This window comes from Planococcus versutus (assembly GCF_001186155.3).
GTDB lineage: Bacteria > Bacillota > Bacilli > Bacillales_A > Planococcaceae > Planococcus > Planococcus versutus.
The window spans coordinates 2,485,154-2,502,934 of sequence record NZ_CP016540.2 but is presented as its reverse complement, the minus strand read 5'-3'; the positions used below and the strand labels follow the sequence as shown (position 1 = coordinate 2,502,934).

Annotated in this window: 18 protein-coding genes; 15 read left to right on the top strand and 3 right to left on the bottom strand. The window is 40.9% G+C overall.

All coding sequences use genetic code 11. The features are described 5' to 3' along the window. Positions 1 to 90: 90 nt before the first annotated feature. Complete coding sequence (locus tag I858_RS12715; RefSeq protein WP_049694674.1) at positions 91 to 618, top strand: DUF6241 domain-containing protein; 528 nt, start codon at positions 91 to 93, stop codon at positions 616 to 618. A gap of 44 nt (positions 619 to 662) precedes the next feature. Here I858_RS12715 and I858_RS12710 read toward each other — a convergent pair whose 3' ends face one another. Both I858_RS12710 and I858_RS12705 read right to left on the bottom strand, forming a co-directional pair. Then, complete coding sequence (locus I858_RS12710) at positions 663 to 1,061, bottom strand: DUF2512 family protein (RefSeq protein ID WP_049694675.1); 399 nt, start codon at positions 1,059 to 1,061, stop codon at positions 663 to 665. An 83-nt stretch (positions 1,062 to 1,144) separates the two neighbouring features. Continuing rightward, on the bottom strand, positions 1,145 to 1,969 hold the full coding sequence (locus I858_RS12705) for an aldo/keto reductase (RefSeq protein WP_049694676.1): 825 nt from the start codon (positions 1,967 to 1,969) through the stop codon (positions 1,145 to 1,147). A 498-nt stretch (positions 1,970 to 2,467) separates the two neighbouring features. Here I858_RS12705 and I858_RS12700 point away from each other — a divergent pair, with 498 nt between their 5' ends. From I858_RS12700 to I858_RS12655, 11 genes are all read left to right on the top strand, one after another. Further along, the gene (locus I858_RS12700; protein ID WP_049694677.1) at positions 2,468 to 2,758 is read left to right on the top strand and encodes a hypothetical protein; all 291 of its coding nucleotides are present in this window, start codon (positions 2,468 to 2,470) and stop codon (positions 2,756 to 2,758) included. Between the two features lie 145 nt (positions 2,759 to 2,903). Next, the gene (locus I858_RS12695; RefSeq protein ID WP_204249424.1) at positions 2,904 to 4,640 is read left to right on the top strand and encodes a DNA/RNA non-specific endonuclease; all 1,737 of its coding nucleotides are present in this window, start codon (positions 2,904 to 2,906) and stop codon (positions 4,638 to 4,640) included. A gap of 2 nt (positions 4,641 to 4,642) precedes the next feature. Continuing rightward, positions 4,643 to 5,434 (top strand): ABC transporter ATP-binding protein, encoded by a 792-nt coding sequence (locus I858_RS12690; RefSeq protein WP_049694767.1) that lies wholly within the window; start codon positions 4,643 to 4,645, stop codon positions 5,432 to 5,434. 273 nt (positions 5,435 to 5,707) lie between these two features. Continuing rightward, positions 5,708 to 5,884, top strand: coding sequence for a hypothetical protein (locus I858_RS17055; protein ID WP_157886520.1), 177 nt, complete (start codon positions 5,708 to 5,710; stop codon positions 5,882 to 5,884). Further along, positions 5,884 to 7,296, top strand: a complete 1,413-nt coding sequence (locus tag I858_RS12685) for an amidase (RefSeq protein WP_049694768.1) — start codon at positions 5,884 to 5,886, stop codon at positions 7,294 to 7,296. The genes I858_RS17055 and I858_RS12685 overlap by 1 nt, the downstream gene beginning before the upstream one ends. A gap of 55 nt (positions 7,297 to 7,351) precedes the next feature. Further along, positions 7,352 to 8,296, top strand: coding sequence for an acetamidase/formamidase family protein (locus I858_RS12680; RefSeq protein WP_239457157.1), 945 nt, complete (start codon positions 7,352 to 7,354; stop codon positions 8,294 to 8,296). Between the two features lie 134 nt (positions 8,297 to 8,430). Beyond that, on the top strand, positions 8,431 to 9,435 hold the full coding sequence (locus tag I858_RS12675; RefSeq protein ID WP_049694680.1) for a GNAT family N-acetyltransferase: 1,005 nt from the start codon (positions 8,431 to 8,433) through the stop codon (positions 9,433 to 9,435). A gap of 18 nt (positions 9,436 to 9,453) precedes the next feature. Further along, on the top strand, positions 9,454 to 10,479 hold the full coding sequence (locus I858_RS12670; RefSeq protein WP_049694681.1) for a lipid II:glycine glycyltransferase FemX: 1,026 nt from the start codon (positions 9,454 to 9,456) through the stop codon (positions 10,477 to 10,479). A gap of 94 nt (positions 10,480 to 10,573) precedes the next feature. Then, positions 10,574 to 11,536 (top strand): hypothetical protein, encoded by a 963-nt coding sequence (locus I858_RS12665; RefSeq protein ID WP_049694682.1) that lies wholly within the window; start codon positions 10,574 to 10,576, stop codon positions 11,534 to 11,536. Between the two features lie 110 nt (positions 11,537 to 11,646). Then, positions 11,647 to 12,402: an SDR family NAD(P)-dependent oxidoreductase gene (locus tag I858_RS12660; RefSeq protein WP_049694683.1), complete on the top strand. Its 756-nt coding sequence runs from the start codon at positions 11,647 to 11,649 to the stop codon at positions 12,400 to 12,402. Between the two features lie 326 nt (positions 12,403 to 12,728). Continuing rightward, positions 12,729 to 13,703 carry a N(5)-(carboxyethyl)ornithine synthase gene (locus tag I858_RS12655; protein ID WP_338046091.1) on the top strand — a complete coding sequence of 325 codons (975 nt, stop codon included), beginning with the start codon at positions 12,729 to 12,731 and terminating at the stop codon, positions 13,701 to 13,703. 48 nt (positions 13,704 to 13,751) lie between these two features. Here the strand turns inward: I858_RS12655 and I858_RS12650 are convergent, their stop codons facing one another. After that, entirely contained in the window at positions 13,752 to 14,516 is a 765-nt protein-coding gene (locus tag I858_RS12650; RefSeq protein WP_049694684.1) for an SGNH/GDSL hydrolase family protein, read from the bottom strand. A 186-nt stretch (positions 14,517 to 14,702) separates the two neighbouring features. Between I858_RS12650 and I858_RS12645 the strand changes: the two genes are divergently transcribed. From I858_RS12645 to galU, 3 genes are all read left to right on the top strand, one after another. Then, on the top strand, positions 14,703 to 15,050 hold the full coding sequence (locus I858_RS12645) for a helix-turn-helix domain-containing protein (RefSeq protein ID WP_049694685.1): 348 nt from the start codon (positions 14,703 to 14,705) through the stop codon (positions 15,048 to 15,050). Positions 15,051 to 15,134: 84 nt separating this feature from the next. Continuing rightward, positions 15,135 to 16,328 carry a cation:proton antiporter gene (locus I858_RS12640; protein ID WP_049694686.1) on the top strand — a complete coding sequence of 398 codons (1,194 nt, stop codon included), beginning with the start codon at positions 15,135 to 15,137 and terminating at the stop codon, positions 16,326 to 16,328. Positions 16,329 to 16,668: 340 nt separating this feature from the next. Next, complete coding sequence (galU, locus tag I858_RS12635; protein WP_049694687.1) at positions 16,669 to 17,541, top strand: UTP--glucose-1-phosphate uridylyltransferase GalU; 873 nt, start codon at positions 16,669 to 16,671, stop codon at positions 17,539 to 17,541. Positions 17,542 to 17,781: the final 240 nt, after the last annotated feature.

Below are 17,781 nucleotides of genomic sequence, written 5' to 3'. Positions count from 1 at the left end.
AAGAAAGGGTTGAAAGCAACTTTCATATCCTCCATACTAAAATAGGAGTATGGTCGTGTGTAAAAAGACTAACCCAAGGAGCTGTAAAACATGAAATCACTAATCAAAACAATCGTAGTGACTATAGGTGTACTGGCATTGCTTGTTGCCGGCGGTTATTATTTCATTACGCAAAATGCCGCAGGAGAGAGCGCCATCACAAAAGTGGCCAAAGAAATCGCAAAGCACGACGATAGTGAGACTTCAGCAGAACAACAAACAGTAGCACAAGACGGTGAATGGAATGACAAAGACGCAGATATGAAAGAAGTTACACTACAAATCTACATGCACCAAATGACACACCAAAAAATCATTGCGACTAAAAAGAGGGGTGTGATCGAGATGAGTCCTGTGAACATCGAATCCCTATTACTGATTGTTCAAGAAAACGCAGATCATTACGAACACGCAGACTTTTATGAATCGACATTAGCAAAGTGGCAAGAAGGCAACTTCTCCAACGCTGTAACTGTTCACAACACCATCTGGGATTGGCACAATGGAACTATCGGAAGAGCTACAGGATTAATGAGTGCTGAACAAGAACAGGAATTTGTGGAACAACATTTTAGGTAAACAAAAAGGCGTCCTTAACCAGGAACGCCTTTTTTTATGCATTATTATTGATGTGCTCTCAAGTTGTTGTAATTGGGCACCACATACCGGTCAACAAATAGGTGGAAGAACCATTCGCCACCCGCGAGCACTACGGCTGAAATTAATGCAGGTGTCACCATCGCGAAATTGTCACCTGTTAGCAACCAGCCAATTAACCAGATGAATAAGAACGTCATCACAAAATCAACAAAAACGGCAATGCTGTTGCGCGTTTTTTGGTTTCTGGGACTGCCAGCATTTAAAAAAATCAGCAAGTCGCCCACTACATAAGACAACGGAGTTAAAGACAAGCTGATCAGCAACGCATTAACAATGGATACGTGGAACATCAAGCTTAGAATAACGGACAAAACAACAGCAATCAGTACAAACTTAACCACAAGTGCAACAAGGTGTCTCACGAGCTTCGCCTCTTTTCATAAAATTCACTATATCAAAAACAAAAAGCCGCTCTTTTAAAGTCAAAAAGAGCGGCTTGCCAACATTAACGCGAGTTCATTTCATTCGGGTGCGGTCCGTTTCTTTTTTCTTTATTTAAAGCGTTGATGGATTCCATTTCGTCTTCGGTCAACTCAAAATCGAAGACATCAAAGTTTTCTTCGATGCGTGACGGAGTAACCGACTTTGGAATCGCAATTGTGTTGTTTTGCAAATGCCAGCGCAAGACAACTTGAGCTGGTGACTTTTCTTTCGACTCAGCAATTTTAAGAACGGTCGGATCTTTCAATACGTCTCCACCTTGTTCAAGCGGACTCCACGCTTCCACGTAAATATCATGCTTGGCACAAAATTCCTTCAAGCTCTTTTGCGCCAAGTAAGGATGGCATTCCACTTGGTTCAATACAGGTGGAACCTCGCATTCGTCTAGCAAACGCTGCAAATGTTCAATTTCAAAATTACAAACGCCAATCGCTTTTACGCGACCGTCTTTGTACAGTTTTTCTAACGCTTTATACGTGTCAACATAGTCATCAAATTCAGGGGTCGGCCAATGAATCAAATACAAATCCACATAGTCAAGACCCAAACGCTCAAGACTTTCATCAAATGCCCGCAACGTATTGTCATACCCTTGGTCCGTATTCCACACTTTTGTCGTAATAAACAAATCTTCGCGAGGCACTTTTGCATCTTTCAACGCACGTCCTACACCAATTTCATTTGTGTAAATCATCGCTGTATCGATCGACGTATAACCCGTCTCCAGCGCTTTTGCAACAACTTGCGTCGCCTCGTCATTTTCCACTTGCCACACGCCAAAGCCCAGCTGCGGCATTTTTAGTCCATTATTCAACGTAATAAAATCCATTAAGCATAGCTCCTTTTTATGTAAAGTCGATTGAACTTCTAGTTTACCCCGTATCCCTGAACATTAATCATCTTAATTTTGAACTTATTCGTGGGAAAACCTGGGAATACTGTCTGAATCAGCTTAAATACTATCCAACTTGGTAAGAATACTGTCCGTTTGAGACAAGATACTGTCCGAATCCCGAAAATACTGTCCAAGTGCTGAAAAGAAGCTCTTCTAGCGGAAAGCGCGAACTCGCGCTTTCCTGGGTTTGGGCATCTAATGCGGTTGTAAACTTATTTGTGGGAGAACCTGGGAATACTGTCCGGATCGGTTTGAATACTGTCCAAACTGGTAAGAATACTGTCCGTTTGAGACAAGATACTGTCCGAATCCGGAAAATACTGTCCCACTCCCATTTTCACGAAATTGCGCACATCCCCTTTGCTTATTCAAAAGATTATTTTGCTTCACACAGGGTAAAGGATATCAACTAAACCAATGGAGGGATTCACGATGACAAAAAACAATCCACAAGGAAGAAACATGGATCACCAAAAAGACGATAACAAATCGACTGCTGATAAAATTCTTGAAAAAACGAGCGAGATGTTGAGCGGTGGCGACGAAGCGTGGGAATCGTCTGGAAAAAACGAAGCGCACGACAACACGGACACAAAAACGGATTTTCAAAACACTCCCGACGAAGGTGCAGGCGATGTTCCGACTGAAGACAAAGTCATTCGCGATGTAAAAACAGGTGAAAAAACCGTTATCAAAAACGACAACAAAAATTGGTCACGTTGATCACTAGAAGAAACCCCTTTCCGTTCTGCGAAAGGGGTTTTATTTCATTAATTGTGATAAACTTTTCTTAAAGGTAATTATTAGAATAGTTAATTTTTAATGCAAAATAAAACAAGCTTTAATTCATCGAGAGGAGTTGAACGATGTGGTCAACAGTATGGAACAAATTCAACAAGATGCGCTGCACCGCTACTTGGCATTTGAAAAAGAACGCAAAGCAGAAGACCAAGCAGTGGCGTTACAAGAAAAAATGATAACGCGGTCGAGCATTATCAATCAACACGACAATTTAGCGGTTGAACGCATTATCAACAAAAGTGATTTGTTTCCTATCGCGTATTTGCAAGCTGGACTTGATGTCAGCAAAGCGGTATGCCGCATTGCCATTCGAGGACGCACGGGGCAACTCGAAGGCTATGGTACCGGGTTTCTTGTGGCTCCTAATTTGTTGCTGACAAACAATCATGTTTTAGAAACAGCAGAATCCGCGATGTACGCGGTAGCTGAATTTAATTACCAAGATGATGTCGATTTTATGCCACTTGAAGTGATTAGCTTCCGACTCGACCCTGATCTTTTGTTTATGACTGATAAAGCACTCGATTTCACGCTTGTTGCGATTGAACCCAATAACTCCAATGCGGTTGCCATTTCGGATTTTGGCTACTTGCCGTTACTTCCAAAACCGGGGAAAATTTTAGAAGGCGAGTATGTTAGCATCATCCAACACCCAAATGGTGGACCTAAAGCCATCACTATCCGTGAAAACGAAGTGAAATTCATATCATCTGATTTTGTTCAGTACGTTAGTGACACGGAACCCGGGTCATCGGGCTCACCCGTTTTCAATGATCAATGGATGGTTGTGGCGCTGCATCACGCCGGAATTCCAGATCCAAATGACAACAAGGTCTGGATTGCAAACGAAGGCATTCGCATCAGTTCGATCATTCAATACGTGGGTGAAAAACGGAGCAGCTTAGAAAAAGAAGCGTCGCGCAAGCAAGTAGATCAATTACTGGCAGTCGTTATGCCAGGGACGATGGCGCCGCCGATGGAAGTTGGCGTGTTGGATGCAAATTGGTATGCCGATGCAACGGGATATGACCGCGTCTTTTTAGGCAGTCGATTTACTGTGCCGTTGCCAACTTTAAGTGACACGATGATGGAAGATGTTGCGAAAACAGCAGACGGCAACGTCGTGCTGGATTACACTCATTTTTCGATTGCGATGAGCAAGTCGCGTCGTCTCGCTTTTTTCACGGCGGTCAACATCGATGGCAATCAGCTCATAGACGTTAAGCGCAGCAACGACCGTTGGTATTTTGATCCGCGTATTGACCAAGCCTACCAACTGGGGAACGAATTTTATAAATCAAATGATATTGATCGAGGGCATCTTGTGCGGCGCCGCGATCCAAACTGGGGCATCGATGCGGTAAGAGCCAATGAGCATACGTTCCATTTTACCAATAGTTCACCACAACATAAGAACTTCAATCAAAAAGTATGGCTTGATTTAGAAGATTATTTACTTGATAACGCGCGTGATTACAATATGAAAGTGTCTCTATTCACAGGGCCCGTATTCGGTGACAGTGATCGTGTTTACCGAGGTGCGCAAATTCCAAATCAGTTTTGGAAAGTAGCAGTCATGGTAAAAGATGGAGAGAAAATGTCAGCTACGGCTTACTTACAAACACAAGAAGATTTGATAGGTGGCGATTTGGAGTTTGTGTATGGCCAATTTGAAACGTATCAAGTGCCAATCACAAAAATTGAAAAGTTGACTGGGCTGGATTTTGGCGAACTAAGACAAGCCGATCCATTAGCAAAAGGACAAGTCGCGCGAGTTCAAAAATCAGGAGATCTTTCTTTATGACGGTGATTTTAGAACTTGAAAGAGTTACGCGTAGAAGAGATGAAAAGCTGCTATTAGATGGTGTGGATTGGCAAATACAAGAAGGCGAGCATTGGGTGTTATACGGCTTGAACGGTGCTGGAAAAACGTCTCTGCTCAATTTAATCAATGGCTATTTTTTCCCAACACAAGGGAAAGCAACTGTACTCGGCATGGAATTTGGCAAAACGTATTTAGCAGAGAAATTGCGCAGTCAAATTGGGTTTGTGTCTGCATTAATTCAACAAAAATTGCCGGCTACTGACAATGCATATGAAGTGGTGTTGAGCGGTGCATTTGCGTCTTTCGGGTTGCATCAAGAAACAACCGCAGAGCTTGACCAAAAAGGGATCCACATTCTTCGTGAACTTGGGTGTTTGGAGTATGCGAATCGACATTACCATTCGCTGTCACAAGGTGAAAAGCAACGTGTATTGATTGGACGTGCGTTAATGGCAGACCCCAAACTGCTTATTCTCGATGAACCCACAGCGGGACTGGATTTTATTGCACGAGAAGAATTGCTCGAGTCGATCGCCACCATTGCCAAAAAGGCACACAGTCCCACAATCATTTACGTCACGCATCATATCGAAGAAATTTTACCGGAATTCAATAAAACCTTATTGTTGAAAGCGGGTCGCGTTTTCGCTTCTGGAGATACGGAAAAACTCGTTACTAGCAAACAGCTTACCGCATTTTTTGAACTTCCGGTAAATGTGACGTGGAAAGAGGGTCGTCCGTTACTATCAAAAATTAGAAGTGAAAAAGAATGAATGAGTAAGTGCCAGATTTTAAGTGAAATTTGCTTAGAGCTAATCATATACGAGTTCAAAGAATTTCTAGGTAAGAGAAACCATGCAGAAAAACGCTAGTCGCGTTCTTTTCCCAAAACAACCCTGTCCGTCAAGACAACTTCTTGACGGACAGGGTTTTCGTTTTATAAAATCCGACTAAAAAGTCTGAGCTATCTGTAAACTATGCTAAACTAGGGATAGACAGCTTAGATTCTCAGACGTTTTAAAATCATTAAACTGGAGGGACTTTCTATGGCAGAAGGCATTCACAAGATTTTAGAAAAACGTGGAATTCAAGTACCCGAAGCGCATCAAGAAATGTTGACACAACAAATGCAAGCCGTGCAGAAGTTGCGAGACACGGTAGACAATTCGCAACTAAAGGATTTTGACATGGCATTGACGCATGTTCCTGGAGGTGAGCGATGATGACGAACGATTTAGCCGCACAATCAATTGGAGAATTAGCACCCAAATTACGTGATAAACAAGTGTCACCCGTAGAAGTAACAAGCGCAGTATTGGCGAACATGGACGCGTATGATGAGAACATTAACGCTTTTATTCGCATGCAAAAAGACGAAGCAATGGAATCTGCAAGACAAGCAGAGCAAGAAATTCAAAGCGGAAATTACCGTGGCTTTTTACACGGCATTCCAATGGCGTTAAAAGACATCATGTATTTTAAAGACGAACCAGCAACTATGGGTTCGGAAATTCATAAAAACTTCGTTCCCACCTATGATGCTACGGTAGTTTCGAAACTGAAAATGGCAGGTGTGACATTTCATGGCAAGCTGAATATGCATGAATATGCGTGGGGAGCGACAACAACCAATCCGCATTACGGCGCTTGCAAAAACCCGTGGGACCTCACCAAAATTCCAGGTGGTTCGAGTGGTGGATCAGGTGCTGCAGTCGCTGCGAATATGACGATTGCGTCGCTTGGCACAGATACGGGTGGGTCGATTCGAATTCCAGCAGCGAGTTGTGGCATTATCGGACTAAAACCGACGCATGGCCGCATTAGTAAATACGGTTGTTTTCCACTCGCGTGGAGTCTCGATCACATTGGCCCCATGACCAAAACAGTTTTTGACGCTGCGTTATTGTTAGAAATGCTCGGCGGATACGATCCAAAAGATCCAAGTTCTGTCGACCGACCCACTCAAAACTATTCTGGTCAGTTAACTGAAGACGTGAAAGGCATGGTCATCGGTATTGAAGAACGTTATTTCTTTAATAATGTAGACAATCGCGTCAATGAAGCTGTACAACATGCGTTGCACCAATTAGAAAAACTAGGTGCACGGATTGAACCGGTTAAAATTCCATCTCTAGCACAAGCCGAATTTGCTGAACTCGTGACGATCACGACAGAAGCAAGTGCCATTCATCATGACAATCTCATAAAACAACCAGAGAAATTTGGAGAAGATGTTCGCTTTTTACTTGAAGTAGGCGAGTTGATGTCAGGTGTGGATTATGTACAAGCGCAACAAATTAGACGCAAATTAAATCTAGAGTTTGCAGCAGCTTTTGAAAAAGTAGATGTTTTAATTTCTCCGACATTGCCGTTTTTGCCTTCAGCTATAGGAGACAGCGTCGTTGATATTAACGGCAAATCGCTAAGCTTTTTAGATGAAGTGATTCGGTTCACAGGCCCTGGAAACTTGACGGGTCTACCTGCATTAAGCATTCCGTGCGGCGTTAAAGACGGCTTGCCAGTAGGTCTGCAAATTATGGGGCCTGCGTTCCAAGAAGAAAAAGTATTGAATGTTGCGTATGCAATAGAAAAGTTAGAACTTATGAAAGGGCAAAAACCTGATTTAATAAGTTGAAACGGAAAGCGCAGTAAGCGCTTTCTTTGTTTTATGAAAAACCAAATGAGAGAGGATGAACACTTTGTCCAAGACGCATACATTTCCAGAAGACCGCGTTCATTACACATGGGAAAAAGATCCGCAACCGGTGCTAACGATCGACAGTGGAGACCAAGTGGATTTCTTCACGCGAGAAGTAGCAGATGATCAATTTGATGAAAACTCCACAACAAAAGATATCGAAACGCTTGATTGGGCAAGAGTTTATCCGCTTGCTGGACCCGTTGAAATTCGAGGCGCCCAACCAGGAGATACGTTGGAAGTCGAAATGGTAGATTTGGTGACAGGCAGCTGGGGATGGATGTCGATTTTGCCAGGACTGGGCTTGTTACCAGACGAATTTCCAGATGCCTATTTGCGCATATTTGATTTGAGCGATGGTGAATTTATTCATTTTACGGATACCATCAAAGTCCCCATTACTCCTTTTTTAGGCACAATGGGTGTAGGACCAGAAAAAGCAGAAGGGCAAGTAATTATGCCACCGGGCACATTCGGCGGCAATATGGACACGCGTCACTTGACTGTTGGCACGAAATTGTATTTACCTGTGCAAGTAGCCGGTGCCATGTTTAGTTGCGGAGACGCTCATGCGGCACAAGGAGACGGTGAAGTTTGCGTCAGTGCCGTCGAATGTTCGGCACACGCATCATTAAAATTCCGATTGATTAAAGGCAAAACAATTCCAGCACCACAATTCCAAACAGCGGGTGCCTTGACTCCAAAAGTTGACCATAAAGGCTTTTACGGAACAACCGGTGTGGGTCCTGATTTAATGGAAGCTTCGCGTGATGCTATTCGCGCGATGGTTGAGCACATTTCGAGCACGTACGCTCTTGACCCCAAAGATGCTTACTTATTATCAAGTGCTTGTGTTGACTTGAAGATTTCTGAAATTGTCGATGCTGGTCAATACATCGTGAGTGCGTTATTACCGCTAGCTGTTTTTCATGAATAGCAATAAAGAAGATATGTATTTTTTTAAGTTATCTGTATTTTTAGTTAATTAAACGATAAACTTAATACAGGTAAAAAGTCACTGCTACGTCGCTAGTCAACTCCTTCATACTTTTTCAGGAAGAGGTTCTTCACATGAAAGATATATATTTTGAAAAAGAGTATGCCCAGTTGTATGAAACCATTGAACAAGGTCAATGTGAAGAATATATTTTCACACATGCGCTAGGAACGATCCATTCCTTATTTATTAAACGTGAAATCCCCATCAAGTTAGATGGACACGTTTTTTACGATTTAGTGACACCCTACGGTTACGGTGGTCCGCATGTGGTTGAAGGAAAAAAAGAAGAAATTCCAAAACTGGTGAAAGCATTCTGGGATGACTTTGGAGAATACTGTCGTGAAAACAGCGTTGTTTCGGAATTAGTTCGCTTTCATCCTATTCTCAAAAACCATTTGGATTTTGCTGCTTGTTATGACTTGGTGTTTAAACGCTCTACTATACAAACGCGATTAGAAAGCATTGACGACCCAATTTTGACAGAGTATTCGCCTTCATGCAGAAGAGATATTCGGCATGGATTAAAAAATGGAGTAGAGTATCACATCTTGCTGCATCCTACAGAATTAACCGAGTTCAAGAAACTTTATTATTCCACGATGAAGCGAAATGCGGCTGAAACGGTTTACTATTTTGATGATGCATATTTTCAAAATTGCATAGAACGCTTTACTGAACAGTTAGTTGTTGTAGAAGTGACTTATCATGGCAACATTATTGGAATGAGTTTAAATTTTTTTAACGACGATTATATTCATGTGCACCTCACCGGAACATGTCAAGAATATCATCACTTAGCACCTGCTTATATTTTGCAATATGCCCTCGCGTTATGGGGGAAACAGCAAGGTAAAAAGTTAATTCATCATGGGGGAGGACGAACAAGTCGGGCAGATGACACACTTTATCTGTTCAAGAAAAAATTTGGACGTCATGATGAATTGGAATATTACACCGGTCAGAAAATATGGGATCGCTCCACGTATGAGCGGCTGGAGCAAGCCGCTCATTTAACAAATGACAGAGATCGATTTCCGGCATATCGAAGCCGTCAGTCCCACGTATCTACAAAGTAAATAGAGAAGATGGTGAGCATGATTAAATTAGTAGCAGATAGTGGAAAAGAGCCGCTGGATTTGATATATCCGGATATTTATTTTTTACCGGAATGGGGAAAGTTTTACGAAACAAAAGAAGAGCAAGGCGAGCATGCTGTTTTTGAAGTGGAGCATGAATGGGGTCATATTTTTTATCAATTTATTGTTCGTCCAGTACCAGTCAGACTAGAAGGGCTGACGTATTTCGATATTATTACTCCTTACGGCTTTAGTGGACCCGTTATTTTATCTGGAAATCCTGAAAAAAAACAGCAATTGATTGAGTTGTTCGAAGCCCAATTTGGAGACTATTGCAAAGAGCATAGAATCGTGACCGAGTATGTTCGGTTTAGTCCATGGTTAAAAAATCGGTTGGATTTTAAAGCGCTTTATGATTTTCGCGATAATGGTCATGTGCAGTTTATTGATTTGACAGGCGAAGATTTTTTTATGGATCAATTTGCTTCTGTTTCAAGAGGACAAGTGCGAAAGGCTTTGAAGAACGATGTGGAAGTTGAATTTGATTATACAGGTGAGCATGTAGCGGAATTTCACCGGCTGTATATGATGACCGTTACTAAAAACAACATCGATCCGTATTACGTGTTTTCAATAGAATCACTGCGTCAGTCATTTGAGGTATTTAAAGGAAAGCAATTTTTTCTTTTTGCCAAGCATGACGGACGTTATATTTCGTGTTCGTTTATCCTTCATTACGGTGAATACGTCCACTATCATTTGACAGCAAATGATCCTGCATATTCATCTCTTTCTGGCAATAGTTTAATTGTTTACGAAATGTGCCGATGGGGAGTCGAACATGGCAAAAAAGAAGTTCAACTTGGTGGGGCACCTGACAAACGATTGTATCGGTTTAAACGGAATTTCAACAAAACAGAACCACTAGAATTAATGATGGGAAAACGCATTCACGACCAAGAAGCGTACGACAGCCTGGTCGAAGCGAAGAAAAACACAGTGGGTATTGAGCATGCCGGTTATTTTCCTTTATACCGAGGGTAGTTGCTAAAAGGCGCGGTTTGTTGGCTTTGACGTGCGGAAAATAGATCACGAAGTGCAGTCGGCTTAACTACGTCCGATAACAGGAGGGTTCAACATGAAAGAAATAGGTGGCTATTTTGGATTAGGGGATTTGGTCGATCAACCATTTTATAAGGAATTGGTGGCACTCAATAGTGGCAGTAATGCCTTGCTGTATTTAATCAAAGCACGCCACATGACAAAAATCCACATTCCTTGGTATTTATGCGATTCGGTTAGTGACTTGATCACAAAAAGTGGTTGTCAGTTTGATTATTATTCAGTAGACGAGCAGTTTCAACCCATTTTCGATCAACAATTGGGTGCAGGAGAATACGTATATGTTGTTAATTTATATGGTCAAATTACAGATGAAAAGATCAAAGCTTTAAAGACGCGCTACCCCCAGCTAATTATGGATCATAGCCAAGCTTTTTTTCAGCGACCACTAGAAGGAGTCGATACCATCTACTCATGCCGTAAATATTTTGGTTTGCCAGATGGAGCTTATTTGGCAACTGATGTACAGCTCACTGAATCACTCGAGCAAGATCAATCAAAAGATCGAATGGCGCATGTACTCGGTCGCAGTGAAAGTTCAGCTAGTGATTATTATGCTGAGTTTCGTGACAGTAACGATAAACTGTCACATGTACCGCTCCGAACTATGTCAAAAGTGACGAGTCACTTAATGGGCGCCGTCGACACAGATCGTGCGATTCAAAAACGAAATGAGAACTATGCTCGTTTGCATGAATTGCTAGAAACTGAAAATCCGTTAAAGCTAACAACGCCAACGGGTCCGTTTGCATATCCGTTGCTAGTAGAAAATGGCATGATCATTCGAAAAAAACTAGCCGAACAAAACATTTACATACCGCTGTTGTGGCCAAATGTTCTGGAAGATTGCCCACAAGATAGCATCGAATATCACTATGCTTTAAATATTTTGCCGTTGCCTTGCGACCAACGTTACAACAAAGAGGATATGGATTATTTAGTGAACATGTTGAAAAGTCAGGTTGTTTACAAAGAGTAGAATATCAGCTCGCAAGATGCTTGTTTACCGATCTTGTGAGCTGACTTTTTGATATGTTTCAGTTAAGTAGTAAACTAGAAGAGTAGATATTAGCTAAGGAGATGTTCGGATTGAAAAAGTTACAAGATAAAGTAGTCATTATTACTGGCGGTGCTGGTGGTATTGGCGGAGGCATGGCAAAAGCAATGGTCAAAGAAGGGGCGATTGTTGCGATTGTCGATTTAAACGAAGAAACAGGCAAAGCAATGGAAAAAGAACTTCAAGCTATTTCACCTCAATCGTCGTTTATTAAAGCCAATTTGATGGAACGTGAAAAACTTAGCAACATTATTGATACAGTCATTGAGAAGTATGGTAAGTTAGATGTTTTAGTAAACAATGCGCATGCGTCTAAACAAAAACTAATCGAAGATACTACGCAAGAAGACATTGATTTGTCTTTCGGTACGGGCTTTTATCCAACGTTCTATTTGATGCAAGCAGCACTTCCTTATTTAAAAGAAACAAAAGGAAGCATTATCAACTTTGCCTCAGGAGCTGGTTTAGAAGGGCATTCGACACAAGTTGCTTATGTGGCTGCCAAAGAAGCCATCCGCGGCATTTCGCGCGTGGCTGCAAATGAATGGGGTCAGTATGGTATCAACGTCAATGTGATCAGTCCAGTAGCGGACTCACCTGGTGTACGCGAATGGGCCAAAGCACAACCGGAATACTACGAAAAAGTAAAAAACAACATTCCACTCGGTCGTTTTGGTGACTTGGAACATGACATCGGACCGGTTGCTGTATTTTTAGCTTCGGAAGATTCGAAATACATGACCGGCCAAACATTGATGGCTGATGGTGGATCGATCATGTTGCATTAATTTTTTAAGTAAAACCCAGTAGGAACCTAATAGGTTTCTACTGGGTTTTTTTGAAGTATAAATGAATAGTCGACTTTTATTTTTGAGCGATCAACTTTTCATAGATTTTCTATGAACACGCGATATGTTTATTTTTTCAGCTCGTTCCAAAGTACGTTTAAACTTTCCGACATATGGTATGATTTAGAGTAGGTCAGCTTTGCGGAAGAGACATGAATAGACAAATTTACTTAGCAATTTTTGAAGCTTGTTTGGTCGCTGTTCTAGGACATGTCTAGTGGGTGCAGACTAAGCGTTATATTATTTCATTTATTGGAGGTTTTATTATTTACACAATAGGATTTGTTATCAGTCACAAAAACAATGAAAAACGAAGAGCGCTTTTGCCAAAGGACATGCCGAATATTAAAAACATCGAGCAATTGTACTTTGAAGTAGGATACGGCGAAGCACTTGGTTATGCAGATGCGGAATACGAAGTTTCAGGAGCACAATTTGTGTCACGTGAAGAAGTGTTACAATGTGACGCGATTGTTGATGTGAAACTGGGCAATGCGGATTATTTTGATCAACTTACACCTGGGAAATTGTTGATTGGATGGGCTCATGCTGTTCAAGATATCGCATTTACCGATTCCGTTCTTGCAGGTGACCACACAGTTGTCGCTTGGGAAGAAATGTTCGAAGATGGGCGTTACATTTTCTATCGCAACCGTGAAGTTGCGGGAGAAGCAGCGATTTTACAAGCTTATCAATATTGCGGCAAAATGCCATATGAAACAAAAGTAGCAGTTCTTGGGAATGGACATACAACAAAAGGCGTTCTCCGCATTCTTCATGGCTTAGGGGCAGATGTTGATGTTTATGGGCGTAAACTAGAATCATTGTTTATGAAAAACATGGGCAATTACGATGTGTTAGTTAACTGCGTAATGTGGGATACGAATCGTACAGATCGTATTATTTACAAAGAAGATTTAGTGCGTCTTAAAAAAGGCGCTATGATCGTTGATGTAAGTTGTGACCCGAACATGGAAATCGAAACTTCGCGTCCATCTACGATTGATGATCCGGTTTATACGATTGATGGCATCATCCATTACACGGTAGACAATACACCAGCTATGTTCCCGCATACGGTAACAAAAGTATTGAGCGAAGGTTTTTCACCAATGGTCGATCACTTTGTCGAAGGCAAGTGGACGAACATGATTCAAAAATCAATGGTCATTGAAAAAGGCCATATTTTAGATCGTCACATTAGAGAGTTTAGAGAAGCAAGAAACCTAGTAGTGAAATAATTACTATAAAAAAAGCGTTTGGCGAGAGAGTTATCGCCAAACGCTTTTTTATGGTTGAATAAATTCAGTGGTTAAATAAGTTTTAAACTTATCAAACAAATAGGCTTGTCCTTTTGTATTCGGATAAAATGTATTTTGCATAAAAGCCACTTGAGAAATGTCTTTTGCGTGTATATCAGTTGCCATTACGTTGTAAAAATCGAAGACATAGACATTGTCTCTTTTGGCAAGCTCTCGACTCACGCGCATATAAGGGCGCATCGTTTTGTTTTTTTCCACTGAATTGGTCGGGTTGGGTGTTCGAATCAATACTTCGCTTCTACCTGTAGCAAGAATTTCATCAATCACGGCTTGATAATCTTTGTCGTACTCATCTACTGAAATTTTCCATGCCCCAAGAGCATCGTTCAATCCAGTAGAAATGACCACCAAATCGGGTGTGTATGTTAACACATCACTTTCGATTCGCTCTTTCATATGGGAAATTGTATTGGCGTTCATACCAGCATTAATGGTGGTGACTTGGTTTGGGTATTGGTCATTAAACCATTCGGTTAACAACAGAACGTGATTCGGGTTGCCATCTGGCAATGAGTCTGCAGAAGTAACGTAATCACCAAGAAAGACGATCGTTACAGGGAGGCCTGTTGCAAGTTTTTCAGAAAAGCTTACAGGCTGTGCTTGCACCGTTTCAATTTCCGGCAGAAAAGCTGCTTGTTGTGAGTATTGTACGTTTTTTAAGTTTTTTTCTCCGGCGATTACGATAATGATTAGTGCAATAAATAGAAAGAAGCTGGCTTTTTTGAGCATCATAAGACCTACTTTCACGTTGAATTAGTTCTATTCTAGCACAACTTAAGTAGAAAAGGCTGAAATTTCAGATTTTAATAGGTACTTAGCAGTTAAATGGATTGGAACATGGCTTTTTTAGTTTTTAAACAGCTGTAGAGTGGGTAACATATTAGAGATACTAACATTCCCATAGCAGGAGGCGTTTAAATGGAGAGAATAGGCAACAGACTCAAGAGTTTAAGAGAAAAACGTCAAATGAGTGTAGACGAAGTAGCAAAAGCACTAGGCTTTGCAAAATCGGTAGTGTGGGGTTATGAAAGTGCTAAAAAACAAGTAAGTGTATCTCATTTGGAATTATTTGCAGATTATTATGATGTCTCCGTAGATTATCTATTAGAGCGAAACCAAAAGGCTAATACGCTAGATTTACTTCAACTTCCGCTTTCCAACTCGATCAAAGTAGTAGTAGATGACCAGTATGTTAACAAAGAAGAACTAGCTGAAGTGACATCCTACTTACAAATTAAGCGGCGATTACAAGAAGAAAGTATGTGAACAACCGGACAGCCGGAGGCAATAGAGGCTGTCCGGTTGTTCTGTTATGATTAAAAGAACAAGTGAGTTTTGGAGGAGATACACATGTCAGCTGCAGTCGCAATGATTTTGTTGTGCATTGGGTATTTAGTATTTACTATTGATAAAAAACAAGAAAATGTTCCAGTGCCCGCCGTACTCGTCTTAATCGGGATTGGTCTGTCTTTTATCCCTTATTTTACAGGGAGCAGCGTGCCAGAGACATTGATTTATGATGTCTTTTTGCCGGGATTATTGTTCGTATCGGCGTATCAGTTTTCTGCAAAAGCACTAAGAAAAAATGCAGGTATTATTGGCTTGTTAAGTACAGTGGGACTAGCTTTAACCATTTTGTTAATGGGACTGACTATTTATTGGATAGGCGGCTGGTTTTTTTCAATTTCGTTAATGGGCGCATTCGTAGCTGCAGCCATTTTGGCACCTACAGATCCCGCTTCTGTGGTGTCGATTTTAAAAAAGTCTGCACCAGATAAAAGCATTGCAGACATTGTTGATGGAGAATCGATGATTAATGACGGGACGAGTATTGTGTTATTTACGGTATTGTCAGGCATGTATCTTCAATCTCAAACATTTAGCGTGTTGTCTGTATTAGGTGATTTTCTTTATGTTTCAGCAGGTGGCGTTATTTTAGGTGTAGGTTTTGGCTGGTTATTGAGTAAAGCGGTTCACGTTACACACCATAAAGATTATCAAGTGATGTTGAGCATCATACTAGCATACGGTACGTTTCAGCTGGCTGAAGGTTTTGGGTTTTCAGGTGTACTTGCGACCGTCTCAGCTGGAATTATGCTATCATGGGAATTTTCTCATACCAATAAAGAAGATCATTACCGTGAAGCATTAGCTGGATTTTGGAGTGTTGTCGAGCCATCGCTATTGTCTTTGTTATTTTTGCTGATTGGCATAGAAGCAACGCAATACTTATCGTGGAATAATTGGCTATTGGCGGCTTTCATTTTGTTTGCGAGCATTGCTGTTCGGTTCCTAATCATTAGTGGCACGTTTCAGCTATTGGCTGGACGAAAACACGAAGCTATTTGGAAAAAGTCATTGTTGATTTCATGGTCTGGAATACGCGGCTCTATGTCAGTGTTCTTGTTGCTTCAATTAGGCGTAATGTCTAGTGGAAATGGAGCAGACGATTTGATTTCACTTAGTTTTTCAGTTGTTATTTTGTCTCTTATTATTCAAAGTCTTGGCATTCACCCGCTTTCTAAATTAGTAGGTAGTAACTGACAAGCGTTCAGACTGTAGACAAAGTATCTCAAAAATGAATAGCCGTCTATAAATCCAACCGGTCTAGCCACTTTGCTTTCTGGTGGGCTCAGCTCGAGTCTTTTTGTCACTGAAAAAACCATGCTATGGAAAACTCTATCAGGATGAGTTGATGAACCCATTCTTTTGTCTACAGTCTAAGCTCCTGTCAGAAAAACTGACAGGAGCTTTTTATGTCTTAATAGAATTGCTTATGAAAATTCAATTTTCTGTTATTTTTCTATGAAAAATAGCTATACTATAGAAAGGTGTTATCATTAAGCAAGAATGGGTTAGCAAATAAGGAGAGGAAGGTGAAGACATGCGAGTAAAAAAAGCAATTATTCCTGCTGCGGGTTTGGGGACTCGATTTCTTCCAGCAACAAAAGCCATGCCAAAAGAAATGCTGCCAATCGTAGACAAGCCGACAATCCAATACATAGTTGAAGAAGCGATTGCTTCGGGAATTGAAGACATCATCATCGTAACTGGAAAAGGAAAACGAGCAATCGAAGACCATTTTGATCACGCTTTTGAATTAGAAGATAATTTGTTTAAAAAAGGGAAAATCGATATGCTCGATTCGGTACTGGAAACGTCCACTGTCGAAATTCATTACATTCGACAAAAAGAGCCATTGGGGTTGGGGCATGCCATTTGGTCGGCTCGCCGATTTATTGGCAATGAGCCGTTTGCTGTGTTACTTGGAGATGACATTGTTGAAAACGAAGAGCCGTGTTTAGCTCAATTGATGAAACAAAATGAAATTACAGGAAAAAGCGTTATTGGTGTTCAACAAGTGCCAGAAGACGAGACACATCGCTACGGGATTATTAAACCGATTTCAGTAAACGACAAATTGATCAAAGTAGATACCTTTGTGGAAAAACCACCAGCAGGCACAGCTCCTTCAACCTACGCCATTATGGGTCGGTATATTTTGACACCTAAAATTTTTGATTTTTTAGGAGAACATCAGCTTGGAGCGGGAGGCGAAATTCAATTAACAGACGCTATTCAAAAATTAAACGAAGTAGAATCTGTTTATGCGTTTGAATTTGAAGGACGTCGCTATGATGTCGGAGAAAAATTTGGATTTATTGAAACCACTATTGAATTTGCTTTAAAACGACCTGAACTAAAAGAGCGGTTGTTAAAGCTCTTCGAAGAAAAATTAAAAGAATCAAAATCGTAACGAAAGAAGAACAGCTGTGTCATCGTAAGAAAGTTCTTCTTCCCTTAAAAAGCAGCAACCGGGTTTGGACCGTTGCTGCTTTTTAATTCGATTCTCAGTTATTAAACTGGAATATAAATGCAAGATCTATTTTACTTAGCACAAAGTAATCTAAAAAATCTGATTTTTTAGTGTTTAGTTTGTAAAGATATGATATGCTAAAAGTAAATAGAGCAGAATTGTAAAGACATGGAAATGAGA

Bases quoted from the DNA above. Each gene is read 5' to 3' on its own strand.
- I858_RS12715 (WP_049694674.1), top strand. From the start codon at position 91: ATGAAATCACTAATCAAAACAATCGTAGTGACTATAGGTGTACTGGCA.
- I858_RS12705 (WP_049694676.1), bottom strand. From the start codon at position 1,969: ATGGATTTTATTACGTTGAATAATGGACTAAAAATGCCGCAGCTGGGC.
- I858_RS12700 (WP_049694677.1), top strand. From the start codon at position 2,468: ATGACAAAAAACAATCCACAAGGAAGAAACATGGATCACCAAAAAGAC.
- I858_RS17055 (WP_157886520.1), top strand. From the start codon at position 5,708: ATGGCAGAAGGCATTCACAAGATTTTAGAAAAACGTGGAATTCAAGTA.
- I858_RS12685 (WP_049694768.1), top strand. From the start codon at position 5,884: ATGACGAACGATTTAGCCGCACAATCAATTGGAGAATTAGCACCCAAA.
- I858_RS12680 (WP_239457157.1), top strand. From the start codon at position 7,352: ATGAACACTTTGTCCAAGACGCATACATTTCCAGAAGACCGCGTTCAT.
- I858_RS12675 (WP_049694680.1), top strand. From the start codon at position 8,431: ATGAAAGATATATATTTTGAAAAAGAGTATGCCCAGTTGTATGAAACC.
- I858_RS12670 (WP_049694681.1), top strand. From the start codon at position 9,454: ATGATTAAATTAGTAGCAGATAGTGGAAAAGAGCCGCTGGATTTGATA.
- I858_RS12665 (WP_049694682.1), top strand. From the start codon at position 10,574: ATGAAAGAAATAGGTGGCTATTTTGGATTAGGGGATTTGGTCGATCAA.
- I858_RS12650 (WP_049694684.1), bottom strand. From the start codon at position 14,516: ATGATGCTCAAAAAAGCCAGCTTCTTTCTATTTATTGCACTAATCATT.
- I858_RS12645 (WP_049694685.1), top strand. From the start codon at position 14,703: ATGGAGAGAATAGGCAACAGACTCAAGAGTTTAAGAGAAAAACGTCAA.
- I858_RS12640 (WP_049694686.1), top strand. From the start codon at position 15,135: ATGTCAGCTGCAGTCGCAATGATTTTGTTGTGCATTGGGTATTTAGTA.
- galU (WP_049694687.1), top strand. From the start codon at position 16,669: ATGCGAGTAAAAAAAGCAATTATTCCTGCTGCGGGTTTGGGGACTCGA.